Raw genomic sequence first — 15,266 nt, forward strand, 5'->3', positions numbered from 1 at the left:
CTGAACTGCCAGAAAATCCATGCTAGCCGTACCCGCAATTTATTGCCATAGAACAAATGTTCCATGGACAACGCCCGCGGCACGCTGCCAACATGGCTGGCGCGGGCGGCACGCGCACGCCATTTATGTGACAATTCGTCGTACTGTCGGCTCCGTTTCTCCTCCTCAGGCTCGCATCCATGACCAGTTCCCCCATTAAAAGCTACCTTCCCTGGGTGGTTACCACCGCCCTGTTCATGGAGCAACTCGACTCCACCATCGTCAACACCGCCATCCCCGCCATGGCCGCCAGCCTCAACGTGACGCCGCTGAGCCTCAAGGCCGTCGTCACCAGCTACATCCTCAGCCTGGCCGTGTGCATTCCCATCAGCGGCTGGATGGCCGACCGCTTCGGCACGCGGCGCGTGTTTTCCGCCGCCGTTGCCATCTTTACCATCGCCTCGATCCTGTGCGGCCTGTCCGTGAATGCGCCCATGCTGGTGGCCGCGCGCCTGCTGCAAGGCATGGGCGCGGCTATGATGATGCCGGTGGGCAGGCTGACCATCATCCGCACGTTTCCCAAGTCGCAATTGCTGGCGGCGATGAATTTCGTCATCATCCCCGCCCTGATCGGCCCCCTGCTGGGCCCCACGGTGGGCGGACTGATCGTGCACTGGCTGTCATGGCGCGAGATTTTCTTCGTCAACGTGCCCGTCGGCCTGGCAGCGCTGTACCTGGCGCACCGCTACATGCCCGATTACTACGGCGACAAGCCCCGTCCGCTGGATTTGATCGGCCTGGTGCTGTTCGGCACGGGCATCGCGCTGCTGTCGTGGCTGCTGGAAATCTTTGGCGAACACAAGATCGACGCCACCTCGGCCGCCGTGCTGCTGTTCATCTCCATCAGCCTGCTGGCCGCGTATGCCTGGCATTCGAGCGAAGTGCTGCACCCGCTGCTGCGCCTGACCCTGTTCAAGATCCGCACCTTCCGCGTCTCCGTGGTGGGCGGCTTCGTCACGCGCCTGGGCGTGGGCGGCCTGCCGTTCCTGCTGCCGCTGCTGTACCAGCTGGGCCTGGGCTTGCCCGCCTGGCAGTCGGGCTTGCTGATGATGCCGTCGGCGGCCGCCGCCATGGGCATGAAATTCATTTCCGCGCGCGTGCTGGCCCGCTTCGGCTACCGCCAGGTGCTGATCGTCAACACCGTGCTGATCGGCGTCACCATCGCCATGTTTTCGCAGGTGAGCGCGGGCACGCCCCTGTACGTGATCGTCGCCATCAGCCTGTGCATGGGCTTTTTCAATTCGCTGCAGTTTTCCAGCATGAACACCATCGCGTATGCCGATGTCGACAAGACCGACTCCAGCATGGCCAGCACCATCGCCAGCTCGATGCAGCAGCTGTCGATGAGCTTTGGCCTGGCCTTCGGTTCGCTGATCACGGGCTGGTACCTGGGCGACATGCCGCAATCGGACCGCGCCATGCTCAGCACCGCCCTGCACCATGCCTTCCTCACCCTGGCCGCCCTGACGGTGCTGTCCTCGCTGACCTTCTGGACCTTGCGCCGCGACGATGGCGAAAGCATCAGCAAGGGCACGGATAGCGAGGAAGAGGACGCGGCCGACATCAAGGCCCAGGCCGTTGTCCAGACGGAAGTGCAAACGACCAAGGGCTGAGCCAGATCAAGCTTGCCGCCAGCGCCGCTGGTGCTTTTGCCGCACGCTGCTACCGTGACGGCAGGAGGTGCACATGGCGGCCGAGCGGCGGTTTGCATGGAAGGGCACGGACCGCCATGGCAAGGCGGTCGACGGCGTTCTGCGCGCCGCCGATGCCGCCGATGCGGGCACGGCCTTGCGGCGCCAGGGTATCCTGGCCACCCGGGTGCAAGCCGCGCGCGCCGCGCCAGGCAAGGCCATCACGCGCAAGGATATCGCGCTGTTCACGCGCCAGCTGTCGACCATGATGGCGGCCGGCGTGCCGCTGCTGCACGCTTTCGACATCGCCGGCAAGGGCCACGCCAAGCCCGCCGTTACGGAACTGATGCGGGACTTGCGCCACGCTATCGAAGCAGGCAGCAGCCTGCAGCAGGCATTCCGCCAGTTCCCCCTGCTGTTCGACGAGCTGTATTGCAACCTGCTGGCGGCAGGCGAACAGGCCGGCATCGTGCAAGACTTGCTGGCGCGCCTGGCCACGCACCAGGAAAAGGCCATCGCCCTGCGGCGGCAAGTGCGCGGCGCGCTGATGTATCCGCTGGTGATCGTACTCGTCGCCATCGTTGTCACGGCCATCATCATGAGCGTGGTCGTGCCCGCTTTCCGCCAGGTATACGACAGCTTCGGCGCGCCCTTGCCCCTGCCCACCCTGGTCGTCATGGGCTTGTCCGCCTTTTTCGTGCATTACTGGCTGGCCTTGCTGGCGGCGCTGGTGCTGGCCGGCGTGCTGCTGCGCCTGGCCTGGCGCCGCTGGCCCGCCTTGCGGCGAACCGCGCAGCTGCAGGCATTACGTCTGCCCCTGTTCGGCCCCCTCCTGCGCAAGGCGGCGATTGCCCGCTGGACGCGCACCCTGGCCGCCATGTTCGCCGCCGGCGTGCCGCTGCTCGACTCGCTCAGCCTGGTGGGCGCCGCCGCCGGCCACCCGCTGTACCAGGAGGCGACGACGCGCATCGAACGGGAAATCCGCGCCGGCGGCAGCCTGGCCCTGGCCATGGAACACAGCGCCGTGTTTCCCCCGCTGCTGACGCAACTGGCCCTGATCGGCGAGGAATCGGGCGCCCTCGACGCCATGCTGTCGCGCGCGGCCGACATCATCGAAGGCGAGGTCGAAGCCACCGTCGCCATCCTCGCCTCGCTGCTGGAACCGGCGCTGATGGTAGTGCTGGGCGTGCTGGTCGGCTCCCTCGTGATCGCCCTGTATTTGCCGATTTTCAAGCTTGGCGCCGTGATTTGACGCCCGACCCTGCGCAAAACATCCCCATGCGCTGGCAGATGTTTTACACTGCGGCAGTGCCAGGCAATGTTTGCGCGGCAGCAATCTTCACCTCAGACAACTCACCATGCTGCAAGATACCCTGCTGTTCGCCGCGCCCGGCAACCTGCCCGTCGCCCTCATTGCCGCCCTGTTCGGCCTGATCGTCGGCAGCTTCCTGAACGTGGTGATCCACCGCGTGCCGAAAATGATGCAGCGCGAATCCGACAATTACGTGGCGGAAGAAAGCGGCTTGCCCTTGCCGCACACGGACCGCTACAACCTGATGCTGCCGCACTCGAACTGCACCGCGTGCGGCCACCGCATCACGGCCATGGAAAACATTCCCCTCGTCAGTTACCTGCTGCTGCGCGGCAAGTGCAGCGCCTGCCGGGCGCCCATCTCCGTGCGCTATCCGCTGGTGGAATTACTGACGGGCGCGCTGTCGGCCGTGCTGGTCTGGCACTTCGGCAGCGGCTGGACGGGCCTGGCCACGCTCGTGTTTGCCTGGCTGTTGATCGCCATGACCTTCATCGATGCCGATACGCAAATGCTGCCCGACGACCTGACCTTCCCCCTGCTGTGGGCGGGCTTGCTGGTCAATATCAACGGCACTTTCGTGCCCCTGCAGGACGCCGTCATCGGCGCAGCCGCCGGCTACCTGGCCCTGTGGAGCGTGTACTGGGCCTTCAAGCTGGCGACAGGCAAGGAGGGAATGGGCTATGGTGACTTCAAATTGCTGGCGGCGCTCGGCGCCTGGCTGGGCTGGACCATGTTGCCGACGATCATATTACTGTCGTCGCTGGTCGGCGCCGTGGTAGGCATCGGCCTGATCGTCTTCGCCAGGCGGGGGCGCGACAAACCGATTCCGTTCGGCCCCTACCTGGCGGCGGCGGGGCTGATCGCCCTGCTGTACCGCGCGCCCCTGTCGCAGCTCACCCTGGGCCTGGCCAGCTGACCGGCGCAAGCTGCGCCCCTATGGATAAACACATGCAAACACAAAACGTTCCCTACTTCAGCGTGGGACTCACCGGCGGCATCGGCTGCGGCAAGAGCACGGTAGCCGACCTGTTCGCCGCCCGCGGCGCCTCCATCGTCGATACCGACCAGATCGCACACAGCCTGACGGCGCCGGACGGCGCCGCCATGCCGGCCCTGGTGGCGGAATTCGGCCCGGACTACGCCGATGCGCACGGCGCACTCGACCGCGCCAAGATGCGCAAGCTCGTGTTTTCCGACGCCGCCGCCAAGGCCAGGCTGGAAGCCATTCTGCACCCACGCATCCGCCAGGCCACCCTGGCGGCGGCCGCCGAAGCGACGGGCAGCTATGTGATCTTTGCCGTGCCCCTGCTCGTCGAGTCCGGCGGCTGGGTGGAGCGGGTCAACCGCGTGCTGGTCATCGACTGCCTGGAAAGCCTGCAAGTGTCGCGCGTGATGGCGCGCAATGGCTTATCGGAAGAACAAGTCAAAGCCATCATGGCCACGCAAGCGACGCGCGCCATGCGCCTGGCGGCGGCGGACGATGTGATCGACAACAATGGCGATTTGGCCGCCCTGGAGCCGCAGATTGCCCAGTTGCACGATTTATATCTGGCATTTTCAAAAAGAATGGCCGGAATCGGGTCGCAACGTTTGTAATTTGTCGACGCTTGGTTCAAAATCACGGGATTGTTTGCAGGTCCTTACTTAAGGGAATTATTTTGATTGTCTACGAATACCCTTTCAACGAACGCATACGTACCTTGTTGCGGCTGGAAGACCTGTACGACAAATTCAAGTTCTTCATCCAGCAAGAGCACGCAATGCAACACCATGTCGCGTTGGCAACTATTTTCGACATGCTCGAAGTGGCCGGCCGCGCCGACCTGAAGTCCGACCTGCTGCAGGAACTCGAGCGCCAGCGCCAAAGCCTGCTGGGCTACCGCAGCAATCCCAATGTGGAACCGGAAACCCTGGACGCCATCCTCGGTGAACTCGACAGTGTCAGCGGCGCCCTGGTGGCGGCGCAGGGCAAGACGGGCCAGAATATCCGCGACAATGAATGGCTGATGAGCATCCGCGGCCGCACCATCATCCCGGGCGGCGCCTGCGAATTCGACTTGCCGTCGTATTTCGCCTGGCAAAAACGCAGTTCGGAACAGCGCCTGGCCGATATCCACGCCTGGTTTGCCCCCCTGGCTCCCTTGTTCGATGCGCTGGCCCTCGTCTTGCGCCTGCTGCGCGATTCCGGCGGTCCCGTTAAACTGATCGCCAATGGCGGCAGCTACCAGCAAATGCTGCAAGGCAAGGTTTACCAGATGTTGCGCCTGAGCCTGGACGAAAGCAGCGGCGCCATCCCGGAAATTTCCGCCAACAAATATATGCTGTGGGTACGCTTCACCACCCAGGGCGGCGACTTGAAGCCCAAGCCGCTGGAAGAAGATGTCCCGTTCGAGCTGACGCTCTGTAATTTTTAACTGTTACTTATTTGCCCCATCATGACCGTAGTCAACTGCCCCACCTGTGCCGCCAAAGTCGAATGGACTGAAGCCAACAAATTCCGCCCCTTCTGCTCGGAACGCTGCAAGCAGATCGACCTGGGTGCCTGGGCCGAGGAAAAATACACGATACCGGCCGCCGACCCGTTCGAAGATCCCCTCGCGGACGAAGACAACAAGCCGCAATAATTCTCAGCGAAACGGATTTTCCAGGCGCAGCCCTTGCGCCACGAAACTGTCGAGCCTGCCACTGATCACCGTCAAGCCATAGGCGATACCCATCGCTGCGATCTGCCCATCGACGCCATGCGCATGGCCCCGCTCACACAGGCGGGCGCAGACCAGCGCGCAATCGAGGTCGAATTCCAGCAGCCGCGGCGCATAGTCTGCCAGCACGGCTTCCAGCCAGCCTTCCAGCGCGAGTGCCTCCAGCGCCGCTTCGCGCCGCCAGCAGCACTGTATGCCCGCGCGCAATTGCGCAATCACTTGCACGGGCACATAGCGCATGTCCGGCGGCACCCGCTCGAAAAAGGCGGCCACGCCCGCCGGCGCCGCGCCGCCCTTGCGCGCAGCAACAATCACATCCGTATCGACCAGGCAGGCGGCCACGGCGCGTCAGCAGCGGCGCTCGAAATCCGTGTCGAGCCCCACGTCGGGCATGCCGCGCAAAATATCGTCGAGCGGGCGCTTCGGCAGCGGCCGCAGGGCGTTGCGCAGGATGTCGCGGTGCTCGTCTTCGAGGCTGCGCCCATGCGCGCGCGCACGCTTGTGCAAGGCGGCAATCAGCAATTCATCGGTATCGGTAAAGGTCAGGGTCAGGGCCATGCGCAACTCCCCAGTGCTTGATTACAGCACTGTAGCGCAAAGCGCGCGCGATACAAGGGGAGTCCGCGGCAAGCTTGCGCCAGCGCGCGGCACCGGGCCGCACGCTGGCGCCAGGCTGGTCAGGCGATGGCCAGGGAGTCCCGGCGCACTTCATCCAGCCATTCCAGCAGGGGGATGGTGGCGGGCAATAAGGGTTCCACGCCGACCGTGCCCTGCCAGGCGAACGCCTGGCCTTCCAGGCTTTGCGGCTCGCCCCGCCATTCGCGGCTGATGTAGAAATGCAGGCGCACATGGGCGTGCGGATACACATATTCGACGCCGCACCAGGCTTCGGCACTGTCGATATACAGGCCCAGTTCCTCGACAAACTCGCGTTTCAAGGCATCAAAAATGGCTTCGCCCGGCTCGACTTTGCCACCAGGAAATTCCCAATAGCCGTCGTACGGCTTGCCGGCCGGACGCTGGCCCAGCAGCACGTCGCCATTCGGCTTCATCAGGATGCCCACTGCCACATCGACAGGCCGGATTTTTTCCTTCAAGGTCACTTCGCTCATTGCGGCAGCTTTCCCGCGTAGTCGCGCGCAAATTGCCAGGCCACCCGGCCCGAGCGCGAACCGCGCTGCAGGGCCCAGCGCAGGGCGTCGCCGCGCGCTTGCGCGATCTGCTCCGGCGTGCAGCCGAACGAGGCCAGCCAGTGGGCGGCGATATCGAGGTAATCGTCCTGCTTGAACGGGTAGAACGACAGCCACAGGCCGAAGCGCTCGGACAGCGAGATTTTCTCTTCCACCGTTTCGCCCGGATGCAGGTCGCCATCGTCGTCCGTCTTGTAACTGCTGTTGTCGGACATGCGTTCCGGCATCAGGTGACGGCGGTTCGAGGTGGCATAGATCAGCACATTGTCCGATTGCGCGGCGATGCTGCCGTCGAGCGCCACTTTCAGCGCCTTGTAGCCGCTCTCGCCCTCTTCGAACGACAGGTCGTCGCAAAAGATGATGAAGCGCTCGGGGCGTGCCGCCACCAGGTCGACGATGTCGGGCAAGTCGGCCAGGTCGGCTTTATCCACTTCGATCAGGCGCAGGCCTTGCTCGGCGAACTGGTTCAGGCACGCCTTGATCAGCGAGGACTTGCCCGTGCCACGTGCGCCCGTCAGCAGCACGTTGTTGGCGGGACGTCCGCTGACGAACTGGCGCGTGTTCTGCTCGATCTGCCCCTTTTGCGTGCCGATGTTGTGCAAGTCGCAGAGGGCGATGGACGACACGTGGGCCACCGCCTGCAGATGACTGGCGGCGCCCTGGCGCCGGCGCCAGCGGAAGGCAAAGCTGTTCCAGTCGGTCGCCGGCAAGGCCGGCGGCAAGATCGACTCGAGGCGCGCCAGCACCCGTTCGGCGCGGATCAGGAATTGATCGAGGCCGGTCATGAGCGATAGTCGGCGTTGATCGACACGTAGTCATGCGACAGGTCGCACGTCCACAAAGTAGCCGTGGCATCGCCGCGCGCCAGTTTCACGCGGATGGTGATTTCGCTTTGCTGCATCACGCGCTGGCCATCCTGCTCCTGGTAGTCGGGGTTGCGGCCGCCATTCTTGGCCACCCACACGTCGTCCAGGTACAGGTTCAGCTGGCCCACGTCCAGGTCGTCCACGCCCGCGTAGCCGATGGCGGCCAGGATGCGGCCCAGGTTCGGGTCGGACGCAAAAAAGGCCGTTTTCACCAGCGGCGAATGGGCGATGGAATAGGCAATCTTGCGGCACTCTTCCACGTTGCGGCCGTCTTCCACGGTCACGGTCATGAACTTGGTCGCGCCCTCGCCGTCGCGCACGATGGCTTGCGCGAGAAAAGTAGACAGTTCGGTGACGGCGGCCGCCAGTTCCGCGTAGTGCGGCGAGTCGATGGAATCGATGACCAGGCTGCCGGCGCCCGTGGCCACCAGCATGAACGAGTCATTGGTGGAGGTGTCGCCATCGATGGTGATGCAGTTGAACGACTTGTCGGCCGCCTGTTTCACCAACTGGTCCAGCACGGGCTGGGCCACGGTGGCGTCGAACGCGAGGAAGCCCAGCATGGTGGCCATGTTCGGCTTGATCATGCCGGCACCCTTGCTGATGCCCGTCAGGGTCACCGCGTGGCCACCGATGGTGACGGTGCGCGAGCCCGCTTTCGGCTGCGTGTCCGTGGTCATGATGGCTTCGGCGGCCGAGAACCAGTTATCCGATGTCAGCGCGGCCACCGCTTGCGGCAAGCCGGCGACCAGGCGCTGCACGGGCAAGGGTTCCAGGATCACGCCCGTGGAAAACGGCAAGATCTGCTGCGGCGTGCAGCCCAGCAGCTCGGCCAGCGCGGCGCAGCTGGCCTGCGCGTCGGCCAGGCCCGATTCGCCCGTGCCCGCGTTCGCATTGCCCGTATTGACCAGCAGCGCGCGGATCGGCGCGGCGCCGGCCGTCACGGCGGCCAGGTTGGCCTTCGAGATTTGCACGGGCGCGGCGCAGAAGCGGTTCAAGGTGAACACGCCGGCCACGGTGGCCGTCGGCGCCAGTTTCAATACCAGCAAATCCTTGCGGTTGGGTTTCTTGATGCCGGCTTCGGCAACACCGATTTCAATGCCGGCGACGGCTTTCAAGTCGGCGGCGACGGGCTTGGGAGAATTGACGGCCATATGAGTTCTTCTGCGAGGGAAAATGGAAGCGCTATTGTAGCGCCTTCGCGCCACCGCTGAACATGCGGCAACTGAATAGTCGCGCCGGCCCGGGCAAGCCCGATACGGAAGACAGCATGGCCAGGCTTGCGATTTATCAGAACGGCGCCGCCTGGCGGGGCTAAGATGTAGGAACAGACGATCACGCGTCTCGCACAAGCGCCCGGGGAGGGAGTGTCATGGCGCATGGCAAATCCTGTCGACTGCATGGTATCGCGCGGGGACGCAGCTGCCTGCTATCCCTGCTGTACCTGCTGCTGTACCTGCTTTGCCTGCCGGTCTGGCTGACGGCATGCACGGGGCCGGGCGGCCCGGCCGACAGCGCCCCCCTTCCCGTTCCCGCCGAGGGGCAAACGCCCCCGGTGCCGCCAGCGCCCGATACGCCGCCGGCCAACGATGCTGCGCCGCCCGCAGCGCAAGTTCCGCCGCCCGCCCCTGCACCGCCCGGCAAGCCGGTACGGCCACCGCAAACCAGTCCCTGGACCAGTTCATGGTCTGGCCTGGGCGGATTGTTCGGCAACCTCGGCAAGCGGGGCGGCGGGGCCGCCGTAGGCAAGGCCACCGCGGCCGTCAAGGCAGGGGGCGTCGCCGGCGCCACGCAAGTCGCCGTGTACTACGCCACCGACAGGAAATACGAGCCGGACAGCAACAACTATGGCTGGCAGCCGAACCGCGCGGCGCCCTACCTGAGCTACGGCAGCGTTCTGGTGAGCATTCCGGAAAAAAGAGCGCCGGGCGAGATGCCGCTACCGCCCTGGTACGCCCTCCTGTCCGGCGACGATGCGCAAAAATATGTGCTGATCCAGGGCGCCACGCGCCAGTCGCGCGCGGATTTCCTCGCCACCGTCAAGGCGCGCATTCAGGCCGCCCCGGAACGGCGGGCCGCCTTCATCTATATCCACGGCTACAGCAATTCCTTCGACGACGCCGCCCGGCGCACGGCGCAGATGGCGGTCGACCTCGACATCGGCGCCCTGCCCGTGTTCTACAGCTGGCCATCGAAAGGCACGTTTGCCGGCTATGAGTTCGACGAGAATTCCGCCGAATGGACGCAGGCGCACCTGGAGGCTTTCCTGGCAGACTTCGCGGAGCACTCCTCGGCCACCGATATCTACATCATCGCCCACAGCATGGGCAACCGCCCGATGACCGTCGCCCTGGCCAACCTGCTGGAAAAACGTCCCGACCTGCTGCCCCTGTTCAAGCAGGTGGTGCTGGCGGCGCCGGACATCAATGCCGACGTTTTCCGCGACCAGATCGCCCCGCGCTTTGCCAGCCTCAAGCTCTCCGCCACCCTCTACGCATCCGCGAACGACAAGGCCATCCGCGCCTCCTACAGCTTTGCCGACTGGGACAGGATAGGCGACATCCGCGGCCCCGTCGTCGGCATTCCCGGCATGGAACTCGTCGACGCTTCGGCCGTCATCATGAACTTCATGGGCCATGACTACTTCGCCAGCAACCGCGTCCTGCTGACCGATATCGCCACCCTGATCAAGACGGGACAGCGGGCCAGGAACCGCGGCGGCCTGAAAGGCATTCCGGCGCAGGCCCCGCAGTACTGGGCCTTCCCCTGAACGGCCGGCCCCGCGCGGCCGGCAAAAAAAAACGGAGACCGCAGTCTCCGTTTTTCTCGTGCCGATCAAGCCGGCTTACGCCAGCTTGCCGTGGCAAGCCTTGTATTTCTTGCCGCTGCCGCAAGGGCATGGGTCGTTACGGCCCACTTTGACGCCCATGCTCACGCTCATGTCGTCGACGTTGTCCATGTTGCCGCCCGCCGTAGGCGCCAGCAGTTCTTCCGGCGCCGCGTTCGGGTCGAATTCGGCGTGCTGGTAGTGCACGTTTTCCACGTGCGACTGCTGCATCGCCTGTTCGGCCGCATCGACTTCTTCGCGCGACTGGATACGCACCGTCATCACGTGCTTCGTGACGTCGTTCTTGATCATATCGAGCATCTGGCCAAACAGTTCAAACGCTTCGCGCTTGTATTCCTGTTTCGGGTTCTTCTGCGCATAGCCGCGCAGGTGGATACCCTGGCGCAGGTGGTCGAGCGCCGCCAGATGTTCGCGCCAGTGGCTGTCGACGCTTTGCAGCATGACGTTGCGTTCGAAGCCGCCAAACGATTCCTTGCCGACGATATCGATCTTCGACTGGTACACGGCATCGGCCGCGGCCAGCACTTTTTCCAGGATTTCTTCGTCCGTCAGGGTCGAATCGGCTTCCAGCATTTGCTGCAGCGGCAAGTCGAGCTGCCATTCGCTGGCCAGGGTGTTTTCCAGGCCCTTGATATCCCACTGCTCTTCCACCGATTCGTGCGGCACGTACTCGTGCACCAGGTCGGTAAACACGCCATGGCGCAGCGAGCCGATCATTTCGGAAATATCGGTTGTTTCCAGCAGCTCGTTACGCTGCTGGTAGATCACCTTGCGCTGGTCGTTGGCGACGTCATCGTATTCCAGCAATTGCTTGCGGATGTCGAAGTTGCGCGCTTCGACCTTGCGCTGGGCCGATTCGATCGACCGCGAGACGATGCCCGCTTCGATCGGCTCGCCTTCCGGCATTTTCAGGCGGTCCATCACAGCGCGCACGCGGTCGCCAGCGAAGATGCGCAGCAGTGCGTCGTCGAGCGACAGGTAGAAGCGCGACGAGCCGGGATCGCCCTGGCGGCCGGCACGGCCGCGCAGCTGATTGTCGACGCGGCGCGATTCGTGGCGTTCGGTGCCGATGATGTGCAAGCCGCCCGCATTGACCACATGGTCGTGCAGGGATTGCCATTCATCGCGCAAGGTCTGCGACTGGGCGGCCTTGTCGGCATCGCTCAGCTCAGGATTGGCTTCGATGAACTTGATCTGGTTTTCGACGTTACCGCCCAACACGATGTCCGTACCGCGACCGGCCATGTTGGTGGCGATGGTGATGGCTTTCGGACGGCCTGCCTGGGCGATGATTTCCGCTTCGCGCGCATGCTGCTTCGCGTTCAGCACGTTGTGCGGCAAGCCGGCCTTGGTCAGGATGCCCGACAGCAATTCCGAGTTCTCGATCGAGGTCGTGCCCACCAGCACGGGCTGGCCGCGCTCGTAGCAGTCGCGGATGTCGTTCAGCATCGCGTTGTATTTTTCAGCCGACGACTTGTAGACCTGATCCTGGCGGTCCTTGCGCTGCAGCGGACGGTTTTGCGGAATCACGACCGTTTCCAGGCCATAGATTTCCTGGAATTCGTACGCTTCCGTATCGGCCGTACCCGTCATGCCGGCCAGCTTGGCGTACATGCGGAAGTAGTTCTGGAAGGTGATCGAGGCCAGGGTCTGGTTCTCGTTCTGGATCTTGACACCTTCTTTCGCTTCGACGGCCTGGTGCAAGCCATCGGACCAGCGGCGGCCCGTCATCAGACGGCCCGTGAATTCATCGACGATCACCACTTCATTGTTCTGCACCACATAGTGCTGATCCTTGAAGTACAGCGCATGCGCGCGCAAGGCCGCATACAGGTGGTGCACGAGGGTGATGTTGGCCGAATCGTACAGCGAGGCGCCTTCCGGCAGCAGGCCCATCTCCATCAGGATGCCTTCGGCCTTTTCGTGGCCCGCTTCCGTCAGCAGCACCTGATGCGCTTTTTCATCCTTGGTGTAGTCGCCCGGCACGTCAACCTTGCCCTTGCCGTCCGGCGTTTCTTCGCCGATCTGCAACGTCAGGCGCGCAGGCACTGCATTGATCTTGTGATACAGGTCCGTATGGTTCTCGGCCTGGCCCGAAATGATCAGCGGCGTACGCGCTTCATCGATCAGGATCGAGTCGACTTCATCGACGATGCCGAAGTTCAGGCTGCGCTGCACGCGCTCGCGCGCTTCGTAGACCATGTTGTCGCGCAGGAAGTCGAAACCGAATTCATTGTTGGTGCCATACGTGATGTCGGAGTTGTACGCCTGCTGCTTGGCGCTGTGCTCCATCTGCGACATGTTCACGCCCGTCGACAGGCCCAGCCACGCATACAGGCGGCCCATAGTCTCGGCATCGCGCTGCGCCAGGTAATCATTGACGGTGACGATATGCACGCCCTTGCCCGACAAGGCATTCAGGTAGGCTGGCAAGGTTGCCATCAGGGTCTTACCCTCGCCCGTGCCCATCTCCGCGATCTTGCCAAAATGCAAGACCATGCCGCCGATCATCTGCACATCGAAGTGGCGCATGCGCAGGACGCGCTTGCTGGCCTCGCGGCAGACGGCAAAGGCTTCCGGCAACAAGGCATCGAGCGATTCGCCGGCGGCGATGCGTTCCTTGAAGGCAGGCGTCTTCGCTTGCAGCTCGGCATCCGACAGCTTTTCGATGGCCGGCTCGAGCGCATTGATCTCGCGTACCGTTTTTTGGTATTGCTTGAGCAGCCGCTGGTTGCGGCTACCGAAAATCTGGGTCAGTAATGACATGCTTGAATTCTTGAAAAAACGCCGTTAAAAAAAGCTCGGTAGGTGACAACGAGGTAACAATCGCGTGACCGCACGGAGTTCGACTATGGCAAAAGACGATGATTTTATCATGCGTTCCCGACATGGTTGGGGTAATGCGCCATATAACAATAGCTTAATGACAAACAAATGGCAGAAAATGCGGACATTTTCCATACTGTAAGGCAATACGCTGCCCGCGCCCGCGCCGCACCCGCCGCCGCACTCGTCATGCGCGGGCGAGTGTGCTATGTTTCGGCCATGCGAACTCCCACTTATTCTCCGGCACCGCGCCGCGGCTACGGCTTTGCCCGTTCAGGCCCGGCCGTCACGGGCGCAACCGACTTTCTTCGCGGAAACGCGACGATGGCATCCTTGATGCCCACCGTCACGCGCCTGGCCGCCCTGCAAAAGGATTGCGCCAAGGCCTTGCCGGCCATGTTCGAGCATTGCGACATCCTGCAATTCGAAAGCGGCCAGCTGGTGCTGGCCACGCCGAATGCGGCGCTGGCGGCCAAGCTCAAGCAGCAATTGCCGAAACTGCAAGGGGAACTGAAAAGGAAAGGCTGGCAGATTTCAGGCATCAAGCTGAAAGTGCAAGTAATCAAGAGCATCGCGCCCATCGTGCATACGCGGGCGCTGGTCTTGCCGGAAAAAGCCATGACGGCCCTGGAAGAGCTGAGCACGGCCCTGCCCGCATCGAAGCAGAACGAGCAGTTGATCGCGGCGCTGCGCAGTTTAGTGCGCCACCACCGCGAACCAAAAGATTAAGACTGTCCGACGACATTTTGACACCTCAGAAAACCGTAGCGAGCGGAAGGAAGAGGTGGCTAAGAAGCGCAATCGTACGAAGTACGGGGGCGCCGAGCCGGTGAGCATCGCAGGCCGCCGATACCGACGCGCCGTAGGTTTAATGAGGTGTTGCTCAGATCAGGTCAACGACCACTCGCGTTCCATCTGGCGCAGGTAGGACTGCGGCGCCGCCTCGTTGGTGGCGAACGAGACGATTTCATACGCATCCGGCTGTTCCAGCAGCGCCAGCAGCAACTGGTTGTTCAGCGCATGGCCCGACTTGTGCGCCGTGTAATACGCGAGCAAGGGGTGGCCCACCAGATACAGGTCGCCGATGGCGTCGAGGATCTTGTGGCGTACGAACTCGTCTTCATAGCGCAAGCCGTCCGCGTTGAGGATGCGGTACTCGTCCATGACGATGGCGTTTTCCAGCGAACCGCCGCGGGCCAGGCCCATGCCGCGCAAGCTTTCCACGTCCTGCATGAAGCCAAACGTGCGCGCGCGCGCCACGTCGTGCACATACGACACGTCGCCGAAGTCGACGGAGGCGCGCTGCATCGTGCCATCGACGGCCGGATGATTGAATTCGATGAAGAAGTCGAGCTTGAAACCGTCGTACGGCGACAAGCGCGCCCATTTCTCCGCGTCGCCCTTGCCGTGACGCACTTCCACGGGCTTGATGACCTTGATGAACTTCTTCGGCGCTTCCTGCTCTTCCACTCCCGCCTGCTGCAGCAGGTAGACGAAGGAAGAGGCGGACCCGTCCATGATGGGAATTTCTTCCGCATTCACGTCGATATACATATTGTCCACGCCCAGGCCGGCTGCCGCCGACATCAGGTGTTCCACGGTGGACACCCTGGCGCCATCCTTGATCAGCACGGAAGCCATGCGCGTATCGCCCACGGCCATGGCGCTGGCGGGAAACTCGACGATGGGGTCGAGGTCGATGCGGCGAAACACGATGCCAGTGTCGATCGCGGCAGGACGCAAGGTCAGCTCCACCTTGGTGCCAGAGTGCAAACCGACACCGATGGTGCGGACCAGTTGTTTGATAGTGCGTTGTTTTAACATCTGTCGATTATATCCAGTTGCGCGATTT

The 15,266-nt window shown here is 63.2% G+C and carries 15 protein-coding genes; 8 read left to right on the forward strand and 7 right to left on the reverse strand.

The window, feature by feature from the left end:
• The first annotated feature begins 179 nt into the window (after positions 1–179).
• The 6 genes from GCN75_RS18600 to yacG all read left to right on the forward strand — a co-directional run bounded on the left by GCN75_RS18600 (position 180) and on the right by yacG (position 5,606).
• The gene (locus GCN75_RS18600) at positions 180–1,652 is read left to right on the forward strand and encodes a DHA2 family efflux MFS transporter permease subunit (protein WP_226941458.1); all 1,473 of its coding nucleotides are present in this window, start codon (positions 180–182) and stop codon (positions 1,650–1,652) included.
• Positions 1,653–1,725: 73 nt separating this feature from the next.
• Positions 1,726–2,922: a type II secretion system F family protein gene (locus tag GCN75_RS18605; RefSeq protein ID WP_152283769.1), complete on the forward strand. Its 1,197-nt coding sequence runs from the start codon at positions 1,726–1,728 to the stop codon at positions 2,920–2,922.
• Between the two features lie 106 nt (positions 2,923–3,028).
• The gene (locus GCN75_RS18610) at positions 3,029–3,898 is read left to right on the forward strand and encodes a prepilin peptidase (RefSeq protein ID WP_152283770.1); all 870 of its coding nucleotides are present in this window, start codon (positions 3,029–3,031) and stop codon (positions 3,896–3,898) included.
• A 32-nt stretch (positions 3,899–3,930) separates the two neighbouring features.
• Positions 3,931–4,578 (forward strand): dephospho-CoA kinase, encoded by a 648-nt coding sequence (coaE, locus tag GCN75_RS18615; RefSeq protein ID WP_152283771.1) that lies wholly within the window; start codon positions 3,931–3,933, stop codon positions 4,576–4,578.
• A 62-nt stretch (positions 4,579–4,640) separates the two neighbouring features.
• Complete coding sequence (gene zapD / locus GCN75_RS18620) at positions 4,641–5,396, forward strand: cell division protein ZapD (RefSeq protein WP_092803486.1); 756 nt, start codon at positions 4,641–4,643, stop codon at positions 5,394–5,396.
• A gap of 18 nt (positions 5,397–5,414) precedes the next feature.
• On the forward strand, positions 5,415–5,606 hold the full coding sequence (yacG, locus tag GCN75_RS18625) for a DNA gyrase inhibitor YacG (RefSeq protein ID WP_034748814.1): 192 nt from the start codon (positions 5,415–5,417) through the stop codon (positions 5,604–5,606).
• Positions 5,607–5,609: 3 nt separating this feature from the next.
• Here the strand turns inward: yacG and GCN75_RS18630 are convergent, their stop codons facing one another.
• The 5 genes from GCN75_RS18630 to argJ all read right to left on the reverse strand — a co-directional run bounded on the left by GCN75_RS18630 (position 5,610) and on the right by argJ (position 8,894).
• On the reverse strand, positions 5,610–6,026 hold the full coding sequence (locus GCN75_RS18630) for a PIN domain-containing protein (protein ID WP_152283772.1): 417 nt from the start codon (positions 6,024–6,026) through the stop codon (positions 5,610–5,612).
• A 6-nt stretch (positions 6,027–6,032) separates the two neighbouring features.
• Positions 6,033–6,242, reverse strand: a complete 210-nt coding sequence (locus GCN75_RS18635; RefSeq protein ID WP_152283773.1) for a FitA-like ribbon-helix-helix domain-containing protein — start codon at positions 6,240–6,242, stop codon at positions 6,033–6,035.
• 119 nt (positions 6,243–6,361) lie between these two features.
• Complete coding sequence (locus tag GCN75_RS18640; RefSeq protein WP_152283774.1) at positions 6,362–6,796, reverse strand: NUDIX domain-containing protein; 435 nt, start codon at positions 6,794–6,796, stop codon at positions 6,362–6,364.
• Entirely contained in the window at positions 6,793–7,659 is an 867-nt protein-coding gene (locus GCN75_RS18645) for an ATP-binding protein (protein WP_152283775.1), read from the reverse strand. Before GCN75_RS18645 ends, GCN75_RS18640 begins: the two co-directional genes overlap by 4 nt.
• The gene (gene argJ / locus GCN75_RS18650; protein WP_034784989.1) at positions 7,656–8,894 is read right to left on the reverse strand and encodes a bifunctional glutamate N-acetyltransferase/amino-acid acetyltransferase ArgJ; all 1,239 of its coding nucleotides are present in this window, start codon (positions 8,892–8,894) and stop codon (positions 7,656–7,658) included. The genes GCN75_RS18645 and argJ overlap by 4 nt, the downstream gene beginning before the upstream one ends.
• 218 nt (positions 8,895–9,112) lie before the next feature.
• Between argJ and GCN75_RS18655 the strand changes: the two genes are divergently transcribed.
• Positions 9,113–10,510 carry an alpha/beta hydrolase gene (locus tag GCN75_RS18655; protein WP_152283776.1) on the forward strand — a complete coding sequence of 466 codons (1,398 nt, stop codon included), beginning with the start codon at positions 9,113–9,115 and terminating at the stop codon, positions 10,508–10,510.
• A gap of 75 nt (positions 10,511–10,585) precedes the next feature.
• Here GCN75_RS18655 and secA read toward each other — a convergent pair whose 3' ends face one another.
• Complete coding sequence (gene secA, locus GCN75_RS18660) at positions 10,586–13,354, reverse strand: preprotein translocase subunit SecA (protein WP_152283777.1); 2,769 nt, start codon at positions 13,352–13,354, stop codon at positions 10,586–10,588.
• Positions 13,355–13,738: 384 nt separating this feature from the next.
• Between secA and GCN75_RS18665 the strand changes: the two genes are divergently transcribed.
• Positions 13,739–14,143 carry a DciA family protein gene (locus tag GCN75_RS18665; RefSeq protein WP_226941459.1) on the forward strand — a complete coding sequence of 135 codons (405 nt, stop codon included), beginning with the start codon at positions 13,739–13,741 and terminating at the stop codon, positions 14,141–14,143.
• A 159-nt stretch (positions 14,144–14,302) separates the two neighbouring features.
• On the opposite strand, the gene lpxC is transcribed toward GCN75_RS18665, so the two are convergent.
• Complete coding sequence (lpxC, locus tag GCN75_RS18670) at positions 14,303–15,238, reverse strand: UDP-3-O-acyl-N-acetylglucosamine deacetylase (protein WP_152283779.1); 936 nt, start codon at positions 15,236–15,238, stop codon at positions 14,303–14,305.
• Positions 15,239–15,266: the final 28 nt, after the last annotated feature.

It is taken from the genome of Janthinobacterium violaceinigrum, assembly GCF_009208555.1.
Taxonomy (GTDB): domain Bacteria; phylum Pseudomonadota; class Gammaproteobacteria; order Burkholderiales; family Burkholderiaceae_D; genus Janthinobacterium; species Janthinobacterium violaceinigrum.